The 13,142-nt window shown below is 68.7% G+C and carries 8 protein-coding genes; 4 read left to right on the top strand and 4 right to left on the bottom strand.

Annotation, left to right across the window (positions count from 1 at the left end):
* Positions 1-178: 178 nt before the first annotated feature.
* Entirely contained in the window at positions 179-1,045 is an 867-nt protein-coding gene (galU, locus tag AC0IY0_RS06940; RefSeq protein ID WP_147908523.1) for a UTP--glucose-1-phosphate uridylyltransferase GalU, read from the bottom strand.
* 275 nt (positions 1,046-1,320) lie between these two features.
* On the opposite strand from galU, the gene AC0IY0_RS06935 reads away from it, so the two are divergent.
* The 3 genes from AC0IY0_RS06935 (at position 1,321) to AC0IY0_RS06925 (ending at position 4,225) form a co-directional block, all read left to right on the top strand.
* Positions 1,321-1,485 (top strand): hypothetical protein, encoded by a 165-nt coding sequence (locus tag AC0IY0_RS06935; RefSeq protein ID WP_471763380.1) that lies wholly within the window; start codon positions 1,321-1,323, stop codon positions 1,483-1,485.
* Positions 1,486-1,489: 4 nt separating this feature from the next.
* Positions 1,490-2,695: a lytic murein transglycosylase gene (locus tag AC0IY0_RS06930; protein WP_471763379.1), complete on the top strand. Its 1,206-nt coding sequence runs from the start codon at positions 1,490-1,492 to the stop codon at positions 2,693-2,695.
* A gap of 99 nt (positions 2,696-2,794) precedes the next feature.
* Positions 2,795-4,225 carry an SGNH/GDSL hydrolase family protein gene (locus AC0IY0_RS06925; RefSeq protein ID WP_471763378.1) on the top strand — a complete coding sequence of 477 codons (1,431 nt, stop codon included), beginning with the start codon at positions 2,795-2,797 and terminating at the stop codon, positions 4,223-4,225.
* 50 nt (positions 4,226-4,275) lie between these two features.
* Here the strand turns inward: AC0IY0_RS06925 and AC0IY0_RS06920 are convergent, their stop codons facing one another.
* Both AC0IY0_RS06920 and gltB read right to left on the bottom strand, forming a co-directional pair.
* Complete coding sequence (locus AC0IY0_RS06920; RefSeq protein WP_147938224.1) at positions 4,276-5,709, bottom strand: glutamate synthase subunit beta; 1,434 nt, start codon at positions 5,707-5,709, stop codon at positions 4,276-4,278.
* A gap of 101 nt (positions 5,710-5,810) precedes the next feature.
* Complete coding sequence (gltB, locus tag AC0IY0_RS06915) at positions 5,811-10,526, bottom strand: glutamate synthase large subunit (RefSeq protein ID WP_419829368.1); 4,716 nt, start codon at positions 10,524-10,526, stop codon at positions 5,811-5,813.
* A 614-nt stretch (positions 10,527-11,140) separates the two neighbouring features.
* On the opposite strand from gltB, the gene AC0IY0_RS06910 reads away from it, so the two are divergent.
* Positions 11,141-11,923, top strand: a complete 783-nt coding sequence (locus tag AC0IY0_RS06910; RefSeq protein ID WP_471763377.1) for a hypothetical protein — start codon at positions 11,141-11,143, stop codon at positions 11,921-11,923.
* A gap of 108 nt (positions 11,924-12,031) precedes the next feature.
* Here AC0IY0_RS06910 and fdhD read toward each other — a convergent pair whose 3' ends face one another.
* Positions 12,032-12,874 carry a formate dehydrogenase accessory sulfurtransferase FdhD gene (gene fdhD, locus AC0IY0_RS06905; RefSeq protein WP_471763376.1) on the bottom strand — a complete coding sequence of 281 codons (843 nt, stop codon included), beginning with the start codon at positions 12,872-12,874 and terminating at the stop codon, positions 12,032-12,034.
* Positions 12,875-13,142 lie beyond the last annotated feature (268 nt).

Here is a 13,142-nt window from a genome sequence, read left to right as displayed (position 1 = left end):
CACTCCCGAAGGAGCGGCCCGAAGTCTAGGGAGGAAACGCCCAAGAAGGGCTACGGGACCGCGACGCCATCGCGATCTCGCAATGCACAAATGACAGTGCGGCGCACAAGACGCAAGGGCAAAATCGTCTCCGCCCGCGCGTCGAATGCATGGCTCAAGCGCGCAACGCGCAAAGGCCTCAGCTCTGCTTCAGGAGTTTTTCCATCTCGGCGCGCAGCGGGCCGGCGAGATCCGGCCGCTCCAGCGCGTAAGCCAGGTTCGCGGTCAGGAACCCGATCTTCGAGCCGGTGTCGTAGGTCCGGCCCTCGTAGTGCATGCCGAAGAAGTCCTGCGTGCCCATCAGGTCGATCATGGCGTCGGTGAGCTGGATCTCGCCGCCGGCGCCCTTCTTCCCGTGCTCCAGGATCCCGAAAATCTCGGGCTGGAGGATGTAGCGGCCGGAGATGATGAAATTCGATGGTGCGGTGCCCTGTTTCGGCTTCTCGACCATGCCGGTGATCTCGAACGACTGACCGTAGGTCTCGCCGACGCTGACGATACCGTATTGGTGCGTCTCTTCCGGCGCCACCTCCTCGACCGCGATGACGTTGCCGCCATGGCGCTCATAGGTTGCGAGCATCTGCTGCATGCAGCCGCGGCTCAGCATATCTGGCAGCAGCACCGCGAAGGGCTCGTCGCCGACGATCTCCCGGGCGCACCAGACCGCATGACCGAGGCCGAGGGGGGCCTGCTGGCGGGTGAAGCTTGTTTGGCCGGCCTTGGGCAGATCGCGTTTCAGCTCTTCGTAGGCAGCGGTCTTCCCGCGTTCCTGAAGGGTGTGCTCGAGTTCGAAGGCAATATCGAAATGGTCCTCGATCACCGCCTTGCCGCGTCCCGTGACGAAGATGAAGTGCTCGATGCCGGCTTCGCGCGCTTCATCGACGACATGCTGGACGACCGGCCGGTCCACGACCGTGAGCATTTCCTTCGGGACCGCCTTCGTGGCGGGCAGGAATCGCGTGCCCAGCCCCGCGACGGGCAGGACAGCCTTGCGGATCGGTTTCATCAAGCGGCAACCTCGGAAACAGAATGGGATGACACGGTCAATGGTTCAGGCAGTGAGATAGCCTAACACGATGCTTCGCAAGGCCTCTACGTCGATAGTATGAGGCAAAGCACCGTAAATATCCCGTCTGCGACCACCTAAAGTGGCCGTTACCAGATGATATCTCACCGGGCGTTTGAACGCGCGATGAAGCGGGGTGGGCGCCTTGCCTGCCCGTGCCCGGTTCGGGCAAGGCTCCCGGCAGCTTCCCTCGGAGCGGCTTCGGAGCGGACGACATGACGGGTCTGGTGACAGGCGGGGCCGGATCCATCGGCGGCCGCATGGTTTGGGACCTGCTGGATACCGGCCGCATGGGAATCGTGCCGCGCGACGACCGGGCCACCGGGCTCGACCAGTCGCTGGCCCGAACGGGCAAATCCAGTCCGCGAACCGGGGCTTGAGGCGATGCCGTCGCGCCGCACCCTGCTCGCTGCCGCCCTCTCCCTCTGCCCCGCGGTAGCCCGGGCTGCGAAGCCGACGGCACCGAACGGCGCCTTCCAGGCGTTCATCGCGTCCCTGCGTCCGGAGGCCGAAGCCCGCGGCGTCTCGGCCGAGACCTTCGCGGCCGCGTTCCGGGGCATCACGGCACCCGATCCCGGCGTCCTGGCGCGGACGCGCCAGCAGGGCGAGTTCGTGCGGCCGGTCTGGGATTACCTGGTCGGCGCGGTCTCGGCAGGCCGCATCGCCCACGGACGCGCACGAGCGGGCACCCTCGCGCGCGCGCTGAAGGCGATCGAGGCGCGCTACGGCGTCCCGGCGCCAATCGTGCTGGCGTTCTGGGGCGTCGAATCCGATTTCGGCGCGAGCGCCGGCAACCTTTCCACGATCCGGGCGCTGGCGACCCTGGCGGAGGCCCGGCATCGCGGCACGCTGTTCCGCGACGAGTTGCTGGCCGCCCTGGCGATCCTCCAGCGCGGCGATATCGCGCCCGAGCGCATGAGCGGAAGCTGGGCGGGGGCCATGGGGCAGGTGCAGTTCCTGCCGTCCACCTACCTAGCCCACGCGGTCGATTTCGACGGCGACGGCCGCAGGGACATCTGGACCAGCGAAGCGGATTCGCTCGGATCGATCGCGGCCTATCTCAAGGACCTGGGCTGGGATCCGACGCTGTCCTGGGGCTATGAGGTGCGTCTGCACGACGGTTTCGACCTGAACGCCTATGCCGGGCCGATCTCCGGCTTCGCCGCGCGGGGTGTCCGGCGGACGGACGGAAAGCCGTTGCCCGGGCGTGGGGACGCCGCGCTGTTCCTGCCCGGCGGTCTCGGGGCGCCGGCTTTCCTGATCACCGGCAACTTCGAGGTGATCCGCCAGTACAACACCTCGGATTCCTACGCGCTGGCCGTCGGCCACCTCGCCGACCGCCTGGACGGCGCCCCCGCGCTCGCGGCGCCCTGGCCTACAGGACCACGCCTCGACGGAGCGGGATTGCGCGCGCTGCAAACAGGTCTGGCGACCGCCGCCTTCTACGAGGGCCCGACCGATGGCCGCGCCGGGCCGAAGCTGCGCGACGCCGTGCGGCGCTACCAAATCGCGGCCGGCCTGCCGGCGGATGGGTATGCCTCGCCGGCGTTGCTCGCCCACGTCCAGGGCCGGCACGATCCGGCGCGGTAATCGGCCTCCGAGGGCGGGTTTAGACGCGCAAGTCGGTCTCCCGTATAGTGCCGCCTACCGACCGGTGTTTTTCGGTCGCCTTCAAGGTGCGGGATCTGCATGGGAGTCGCAGTCTGGCGTCGTACGGCGCGTCCAGCCATCCTCGGATTCGCCGTCCTGTTGAGCCAAGCGGGCCTGTCCCTGGTCGGCGGCACACCCGCTCAGGCACAATGGGGCGACAGCTATCATCGGCCCGAGGGCGGCGCCTATTACGAGGCCCCGCCGCGGCGGCGCCCGCGCGATGCCTATTATCGCGACGACGGCTCCAGCGCCCGCCAGCCCCGCTACGCACCGCCCCAGGAAGCGCCGCGGCAGTTCTACTGGCCGTGGGAGGACCGGCCCCAGCCGGTCGCTCCACCGCCGGAGCGCACCTACCGGGCGCCGCGTCCGCGCAGCACGATCGGAAACGCGGACGCGCAGCGGCCCTCGCCGTCCGTCAAGCGCCGGGAGCGGCCCGCCCGGGCGCCGGTGGCGCCGAAGCCCGCCATCGCCAAGACCGCGCCGAACGTCCAGATCGCGGTGTTCGGCGATTCGCTGGCCGACCACCTTGCCCACGGTCTGGACGACGTCTTCGAGGACAACGCCGACATCGCGGTCGTCGATCGGGCGAAGGGCGACAGCGGACTCGTGCGTAGGGACGTGGTCGATTGGCCCAAGAGCGCCGAAGACTACCTGCGCACCAATCCCAAGGTCCGCTACGCGCTGGTCATGCTGGGCGCCAACGACCGCCAGCCGATCCGTGAAGGTGACGAGACCGTCGATCCGCTCACCGATCGCTGGAAGGCCCTGTACCGCGCCCGGGTCGAAGCCCTCGTGAAGGTGTTTGCCGACCACAAGGTGCCGCTGGTCTGGGTCGGGCTTCCGCCGGTGCAGAGCGAGAGCTTGAGCCGGGATCTCGCGAGCCTCAACGACATCGTCCGGGACACCGTGACGAAGGCCGGCGCGACCTATGTCGACATCTGGCCCGGCTTCGTCGACGACCGCGACCGCTACGCGGCCTCGGGCCCGGATCCGGAAGGTCAGATCGCCAAGCTGCGGACCGCCGACGGCGTGCACTTCACCAAGGCGGGCGACCGCAAGCTGGCGCATTTCGCCGATGTCGAGCTGAAGCGCCTGATGGGAACGGCCACGCCGGCGCTGACCGATCCGCCGCCCACCGCGACTATCGCGCCGGGGGCGCCGAGCGCGACGCCCGGTCCGAGCCTCGACGGTTCCGGCCAGCCCACCGACACCGCGGCGATCGATCGGCAGATCACCGCGATGCTGCCGAGCCTGCCGGAACCTCCGGGCGTCCCAGCGCTGCCGGTCAAGCCCGCGGCCGGGCCGGTCGTGCCCCTCGGGCGCACCGAGGTCTCCCCCGGCGGGACGCTGCTGACCGGCCGTCCGCGCGATTCGGACAACCTCGGCACCGTGGAGCGGACGCTGGTCCGCGGCAATGCGCCGATGCCCCAGCCCGGCCGCGCCGACGATTTCCGCTGGCCCCCCGGCTGAGTGGTGATCCCGGCGCTGCGCTCGCACGGAGCGCCGGGACTGAACCTACCTCACCGCGGCAGGACGCTCGCACCCATCAAGGCCTCGTCGATGGCACGGGCCGCCTGACGGCCCTCTCGGATCGCCCAGACAACCAAGGACTGGCCCCGGCGCATGTCGCCGGCGCTCCAGATCTTCGGATCCGAGGTGCGGTAATCCTCCTCGTTCGCCTCGACGTTCCCGCGCTTGCTGACGCTGATGCCGGACTGGTCGAGCAAGCCCTTCTGCACCGATCCGGCGAAACCGATCGCCATGAAGACGAGATCGGCCGGCAGGATGAATTCGGTCCCGGGCATCGGCTGCCGCTTGGCGTCGACCCGGGCGCAGACCACGCCGGTCAGCCGGCCCTTCTTGTTGCCGTCGAGCCGCAGCGTCGCCGCCTGGAACTCGCGCTCCGCACCTTCCGCCTGGCTGGACGAGGTCCGCATCTTGGTCGGCCAGTACGGCCACACCGTCAGCTTGTCCTCGCGCTCGGGCGGCCGGGGCCGGATGTCGAGCTGCGTCACCGACAGCGCGCCCTGGCGGAACGCGGTGCCGACGCAATCGGAGGCGGTGTCACCGCCGCCGATCACGACGACGTTCTTGCCCGACGCCAGGATCGGGGCTTCGCCGTTGCCGCGCATCGGCTCCGCGGCCACGCGCCGGTTCGACTGGATCAGGTAAGGCATGGCGTAGTGGACGCCCTCGAGTTCCTGCCCGGGCAGCTGCGGGTTGCGGGGATCCTCCGCACCGCCGCAGAACATCACCGCATCGAACTCGGCCTTCAGCTCGTCGACCGGCTTGGTCACGCCGACGTTCTGGTTGTAGTGGAAGACAACGCCCTCGCCCTCCATCTGCCGGACGCGGCGATCGATGTGGCGCTTCTCCATCTTGAAGTCGGGGATGCCGTAGCGGAGCAGGCCACCGGCCTTCGGCTCGCGCTCGAACACGTGCACGTCGTGGCCGACCCGGGCCAGCTGTTGGGCCGCCGCGAGACCCGCCGGGCCGGAGCCGACGACGGCCACGCGCTTGCCGGTGCGCATCGACGCCGGCTCGGGCTTGATCCAGCCCATGTTCCACGCGCGGTCGGCGATCGCCTGCTCGATCGTCTTGATCGCCACCGGCTGATTCTCGAGGTTGAGCGTACACGCCTCCTCGCAGGGCGCCGGGCAGACGCGACCGGTGAATTCCGGGAAGTTGTTGGTCGAGTGGAGGTTGCGCGACGCCTCCTCCCAGTCGGACTGGAACACGAGGTCGTTCCAGTCCGGGATCTGGTTGTGGACCGGGCACCCGGTCGGGCCGTGGCAGAACGGGATGCCGCAATCCATGCAGCGCGCGGCCTGTTTGGTCAGGTCGTGCTCGTCGAGCGGCAGCGTAAACTCGCGGAAGTGCCGCACGCGATCGGCTGCGAGCTGGTACTTCTGCTCCTGCCGGTCGAACTCGAGGAAACCCGTGATCTTGCCCATCGATCAACCCTTGAGGCCCGCAGATCGACCGATGCTGCAGCCTATTAAACCGTCATTCCGCGATCGGCGCCCGCGTCGCACGGGCGCCGATACCGATAGCCTTACTCCGCTGCCACCGGCATCCGCGCCATCTCCATCTCGCGCAGCGCGCGGCGGTATTCCACCGGCATCACCTTGACGAACTTGGTGCGGAAGCTCGCCCAGTCGTCGAGGATCTGCTTCGCCCGCGGGCTGCCGGTATACTTGAGATGGTTAGTGATGAGCTGGCTGAGGCGCTCCTCATCGTGGCCGGACATGTCGGCCAGGATGTCGACGCGCCCCTTGGTCTCGAGATCGCCGTCTTGGTGGAAGCGGCGCATCAGGTCGTCTTCCTCCTCGACGGGCTCGAGATCGACCATCGACAGGTTGCAGCGGGCCGAGAACGAGCCGTCCTCGTCAAGGACGTAGGCGATGCCGCCCGACATGCCGGCCGCGAAGTTGCGTCCGGTCTCGCCGATCGACACCACGACCCCGCCGGTCATGTACTCGCAGCCATGGTCACCCATGCCTTCGACCACCGTGATCGCGCCGGAATTGCGGACCGCAAAGCGCTCGCCCGCGGAGCCGCGGATGTAACACTCTCCGGCGATCGCCCCGTACAGCACGGTGTTGCCGACCATGATGGTCCGGTCGGGTGGCGACCGCAGCGCATCGCTCGGGCGGATGATCAGCTTGCCGCCCGAAAGGCCCTTCCCGACGTAGTCGTTGCCGTGGCCGGTCAGCTCGATGGTGACGCCGGCCGCGACCCAGGCGCCGAAGCTCTGGCCGGCGGTGCCCGACAGCTTCACCACGATAGTGTCGTCCGGCAAGCCCTCGTGACCGTGCGCCTTGGCGACCATGCCGGACAGCATCGCACCGGCGGCCCGGTCCGAGTTGCGGATCACGTCGGTGACGACCACCGGCTCGCCGGTCTCGATGGCGTTCCGGGCCCCCTCGATCAGGCGCCGGTCCAGGACCGTGTCGATCGGGTGGTGCTGCTTCTCGACGTGCCGGATGGCGATGCCGTCCGCCACCTTGGGGCGATGGAACAGCTTGGTGAAATCGAGCCCGCGCGCCTTCCAGTGGGCGATGGCCTCGACCTTGTCGAGCACGTCCGAACGCCCGACGAGCTCTTCCAGCTTCGTGAAGCCCAGGGAGGCCAGGATCTCGCGCACCTCCTCGGCCACGAAGAAGAAGTAGTTCACCACGTGCTCGGGCGTGCCCTTGAAGCGCTTGCGCAGCACCGGATCCTGCGTGGCGACGCCCACCGGGCAGGTGTTGAGGTGGCACTTGCGCATCATGATGCAGCCGGCCGCGATCAGGGGAGCGGTCGAGAAGCCCATCTGGTCGGCGCCGAGCAGGGCCGCGATGACCACGTCGCGACCGGTGCGGATGCCGCCGTCGGCCTGGAGGGCGACGCGGCCGCGCAGGCCGTTGAGCACCAGCGTCTGTTGGGTCTCGGCGAGACCGGTCTCCCACGGTCCGCCCGCATGCTTGAGCGAGGTCAGCGGCGCGGCGCCGGTGCCGCCGTCGTAGCCCGAGATGGTGATGTGGTCCGCCCGCGCCTTGGCGACGCCGGCCGCCACGGTACCGACGCCGACCTCGGAGACGAGCTTCACCGACACGTCCGCGGACGGGTTCACGTTCTTCAGGTCGAAGATCAGCTGGGCCAGATCCTCGATCGAGTAGATGTCGTGGTGCGGCGGCGGCGAAATCAGGCCGACGCCCGGGGTGGCGTAGCGGACCTTTGCGATCTTGGCGTCGACCTTGTGGCCGGGCAGCTGGCCGCCCTCGCCGGGCTTGGCGCCCTGCGCGACCTTGATCTGCATCATGTCGGCGTTGACGAGATATTCCGTCGTAACGCCGAATCTGCCCGAGGCGACCTGCTTGATCGCGGACCGGCGCGAACGCCCGTCCGGCAGCGGCTTGAATCGCTCGACCTCCTCGCCGCCCTCGCCCGAGTTCGAGCGACCGCCGAAGGAGTTCAGCGCGATGGCGAGCGTCTCGTGCGCTTCCTTCGAGATGGACCCGTACGACATCGCCCCGGTGGCGAAGCGCTTGACGATCTCGGAGGCCGACTCGACCGAATCCAGCGGCACCGGCTGGCGGCCGAGTTCGGTTGCGCTCCTGAGGCGGAACAGGCCCCGCAGGGTCTTGAGCTGGTTCTCCTGCCGGTTCACCAGCGCGGCGTATTCGCGGTAGCGCTCCGGCACGTTAAGGCGCACCGCGTGCTGGAGCGTCGCGATCGTGTCGGGCGTCCAGGTATGAGCCTCGCCGCGCAGCCGGTAGGCGTACTCGCCGCCGACATCGAGGGCGTTGCGGTAGATCGGGGCGTCGCCGAAAGCGTCGCGGTGACGGCTGACGGTCTCCTCCGCGACCTCGGCCATGCCGACGCCCTCGATGGTCGTGGCCGTGCCGAAGAAGTCGCGGCCGACGAAGGTCGAGTTGAGCCCGACCGCGTCGAAGATCTGGGCGCCGCAATACGACTGGTAGGTCGAGATGCCCATCTTCGACATGACCTTGAGCAGGCCCTTATCGATCGCCTTGATGTAGCGGTAGATGATCTCGTCATCGGTGAGGTCCGGCGGGAACTCGTCCTTCATCGCCAGCAGCGTCTCGAAGGCGAGATAGGGATTGATGGCCTCCGCGCCGTAGCCGGCCAGGCAGGCGAAGTGGTGCACCTCACGCGGCTCGCCCGATTCGACCACGAGGCCGACCGAGGTGCGTAGACCCTTGCGGATCAGGTAGTTGTGCACCGACGCGGTCGCCAGGAGGGCCGGGATCGGCACCCGATCCGGACCGACCGCGCGGTCGGTCAGCACGATGATGTTGTAGCCGCCGCGCACCGCCGCCTCGGCCCGGTCGCAGAGGCGGTCGAGCGCCCCGTCCATGGCCTGCGCGCCCATCTCGGCCGGGTAGGTCATGTCCAGGGTCTTGGTGTCGAACCGGTCCTCGAAATGGCCGATCGAGCGGATCTTCTCCAGGTCGCCGTTGGTCAGGATCGGCTGGCGGACTTCCAGGCGCTTGCGCCGGGACGCGCCCTCCATGTCGAGCAGGTTCGGCCGCGGCCCGATGAACGAGACGAGGCTCATCACCGCCTCTTCGCGGATCGGGTCGATCGGCGGGTTGGTGACCTGCGCGAAGTTCTGCTTGAAGTAGGTATAGAGCAGCTTGGACTTCTCGGAGAGCGCCGAGAGCGGCGTGTCCGTCCCCATCGAGCCGACCGCCTCCTGGCCGGTGACGGCCATGGGCTGCATCAGCAGCTTGAGGTCTTCCTGGGTGTAGCCAAAGGCCTGCTGGCGATCGAGCAGGCCCACGTCGGAGCGCGTCTCCCGCGCCACGACGGGCTTGAGATCTTCCAGCACGATCTGGGTGTTCTTGACCCAGTCGGCGTAGGGATGCGCGGCGGCGAGCTCGCCCTTGATCTCCTCGTCGGAGACGATCCGGCCCTTCTGCAGGTCGATCAGAAGCATCCGGCCCGGCTGCAGGCGCCAGGACTGAACAATCTTCTCGTCGGGGATCGGCAGCGTGCCCATCTCCGAAGCGAGCACGACCAGCCCGTCATCGGTGACGATGTAGCGGGCCGGGCGCAGGCCGTTGCGGTCGAGGGTGGCGCCGATCTGGCGGCCATCCGTGAAGGCCACGGCCGCGGGGCCGTCCCACGGCTCCATCAGGGCGGCGTGGTACTCGTAGAAGGCGCGCCGCTCCTCGCTCATCAGCGGGTTGCCGGCCCAGGCCTCCGGGATCAGCATCATCATGGCGTGGGCGAGCGGGTAGCCGCCCTGCACCAGGAACTCGAGGGCGTTGTCGAAGCACGCGGTGTCGGACTGGCCCTCGTAGGAGATCGGCCAGAGCTTCGAGATGTCGTTGCCGAACAGGTCCGAATCGACGCTCGCCTGCCGGGCCGCCATCCAGTTGACGTTGCCGCGCAGCGTGTTGATCTCGCCGTTATGGGCGACCATCCGGTAGGGGTGCGACAGGCGCCAGGTCGGGAAGGTGTTGGTCGCGAAGCGCTGGTGGACCAGGGCGATCGCCGAGACGAAACGCTCGTCCTTCAGGTCGAGGAAGTAGTCGCCGATCTGGGTGACCAGAACCATGCCCTTGTACACGATGGTCCGGGTCGAGACGGAGACCGGGTAGAACTCTTTCACCCGCGGGTCGTCCAGGGCGTAGACCTTGTTGGAGATCACCTTGCGGGCGACGAAGACGCGCCGCTCGAACGTGTCCTGGTCGGAGACGGAGCCCGGTCGGCCGATGAACACCTGCCGGTGATGCGGCTCGGTGGCCTTCACGGCGACGCCCAGATCCTCGGGGTCGACCGGGACATCGCGCCAGCCGAGGAGCGGCAGGCCCTCGTCGGCCAGGGCCGCCTCGATGATTCCCTGGATGATCGCCCGGGGCTCCTCGGCCTTGGGCAGGAAGAACTGGCCGATGGCGTACTGCCCGGCGGGCGGCAGCTCGAATCCGAGGCGCGAGCACTCGTCCGCGAAGAAGCCGTGCGGGATCTGCGTGAGGATACCGCAGCCGTCGCCCATCTTGGGGTCGGCACCCACCGCACCGCGGTGGTCCAGATTCTCGAGGATCTTCAGGCCTTGCTGAACGATGGCATGGGTCCGGCGATCGTGCATGTCGGCGATGAAGCCGACGCCGCAGGCATCACGCTCGTTGGCCGGATCGTAGGCGCCCTGGGCTTTGGGCAGAGCGGGATCGCGCACCGTGATCGGCATCGCGCCGCCGCGCGGGGCGGAAGCCTGGAACTCGGAAGCAGCAAACTCTTCGGCGGGTCCGCGCTGTGCCATGCTTCGTCTCGTCCTTCCCTCGATCCCCTTCGCCGCACCTCGGCCCGCGAGCATGTTTCATGCCCGTGAGTCGCAACCGTGCGGCGTCCCGACCCGATGCCGCAGGCGATCCGGTCGGTCCCCGCGAGGACGTGCCCGTCGACCTTCGTTCATCGAAAACCCGGACCGCTCCAGGAGCGGCGTGCTGGCGCGCTCGAGACCGCCGGCCGGACTTCCCGCTGGCGCGCGGGACGGCGACGGCCGGCATGCGCGGCCAATGGGACAGTTCTGCTGTCCTAAGTCGCGAAATTGGCAGATTGAAACCGTTTCAGCAAGGGATCGCGCGGGCATGCGGGCGCGGCATCCGCGACTGCACTTAAACCGCCGTCCATCAATCGCTTCCGCAATCTCGCCCGAATCACGCGGTCTACGACCAGTGCCGAGCACAAGCGGCATGCGGGGCAACGACCTCGCCGGCATGGTCGAGGTCTGGGCAAACCGGCCCGGACCATGCCGGAACCGGATACTCTGCCGGGTCTCCAGAACGGGAACGCATCAGAGTGATGATCGAGAACGGAACGTCTCGCCGCGCAGCGCAGCGGGTTCTCAGTGCAGCCCTTCTGTCGGGCGGATTGATGCTGGGCCTCTCCCAGGGCGCCCGCGCGCAATTCGCCTTCGAGGACGAGATCCTGCCGCCACGGGTGATCGCATGGCGCCTGTCCGACCGCGGCTTCAGCGGCGTCAGCCGTCCGCGGTTCGACGGGCGCGTCTACGTCGTCGACGCCGTGAGCCCGACGGGCGCCCCGGTCCGTCTGTTCGTCGATCCGGCCGCCGGCGCGATCGTGGGACGCCAGCGCATCGGTTCGCCCGAGAGCTACGCCCGGTTGGAGCAGCCGCGCGCCGGCTTTGGATGGACCGAGGAGGATGCGGCGCCGCAGCGTCTCCTGCGGCCGGCGATGCCCGATGGCGTCCCGGCTCGGGCCGCGCGTCCGGCACGCCGCCCGAGTCCGGAGGCACTGCGTCCCGAGTTCAATCCCGATGGCCTGAATCCGGATGGCCGAGCGCGGCCTGAGGCGCCCCGCAAGGTCGCCCGGGCCCTGGCGCCTGGGCGCGCGCCGGAGCTGAAGCCGGCACTTCGCAACGTTCCGGAGGCGCCAGCTCCGAAGGTCGCCCCCGTGGAGGCATCCAGGGTGGATCCTGTGCCTGAGCCGAAATCCGCAGCCATCGAAAAGGCGCCTCCGGCCGGTCCGGCCCAGGCGGGACCGGCCAAGCCCGCAGCGGGCACGGTTGCCGAGGCTGCCAAGCCCCCAGCTGCCGATTGGAAGGATCCGCCGCCGGACAAGAAGCCGGTGCGAATCATCGGCGGTGCGACGATCGTCCCCGGCGCCTCCGAGAAAGAGCCCGCCGGAGCCCAGTAGCGCTGGCCCGAACGCTCGCCGCCGAAATCGATACCGGTTCGACGCAAGCGAGCGCGTCGACGCGAGGACTGAGAGACGTCCTCGATCGCGACGTGATCTGGGACTGCTCTAGTCGGTGGGGCTCAGACGCTCCGAGCCAGTAAAGACGGTCAGCGTATCCGCGCGGGCAATGGCGCAAAGAGTGATCCCGTGCGCTTGGGCACGCTCCAACGCCAGCGAGGTCGGCGCCGAGATCGCCACGATCACGGCCGCACCGAGGCGCGCGGCCTTCTCGACCATCTCGAACGAGCACCGGCTGGTGATCACCAGGAAACCGTCTGCTGGATCGGTGCCGGCCCGCATGGCGGCGCCGATCAGCTTGTCCAGAGCGTTGTGGCGGCCGACATCCTCGCGGACGGACGCCAGGGTGCCGTCGAGCCGAGCCCAGGCGGCGGCGTGCACGGCGCGGGTCTCGGCGCCCAGCACCTGCGCCGCGTCGAGCCCGGCGAGAGCCCGGGCGATCGCCGGGAGCGAGACCTGGATGTCGGGGGCGCCCCGTATGTCCGCGCGTGGCAATTCCGCCAGATCCTCGATGCCGCAGACACCGCAGCCCGTCCGCCCGCTGATGGCGCGCTTGCGCGCGAGGTGCTCGCGCAGACGTCCGGGGGCCAGCTCGACATGGAGGCGCAGCCCGTCCGGGCCAACCTCCACGCGCGTGCTGCGAATCTCGTCGGCGGATTCGATGATCCCTTCCGTCAGGCTGAAGCCGTAGGCGAAATCCTCCAGGTCGGCCGGCGACGCCATCATGACGGCATGCGGCACGCTGCCGTAGACCAGGTTGACCGGCGCCTCGACGGCGAGCACCCGCGTCCCCGCCCGGGGCGCGGCATCGGCGTAGGCCACGACCTGCATCGGAGCCGGGACCGCGCTAGCCGGCAGCTCGGCCGGAAAATCCTGGGGTGTCGTCAACATCCACGGCTCCGAAAGGCCCGTCCGGTGCTGCGATCGCATCGGATACGAAGCCACGCTAGCGAATCGAACGCAGCGAAAGACCGGTGCAAGGCGTCTAAGAGGCCACCCGAATCAGCCGGAAACCACCCTCTGCGACGCTTGTGCGGTTGCACCTGGCACGTCCTTGTGATCTGAAGCCGCGATCGGATACATGCCGGATGACACAACCGGCAGTCCGTCACGTCGGCACCATCCCGCGCTCATTCAAGACGGGAAAGTCCGACGGGAA

The organism is Methylobacterium sp. AC315 (genome assembly GCF_979253755.1).
This window is presented reverse-complemented; position numbering and strand designations above follow the sequence as displayed.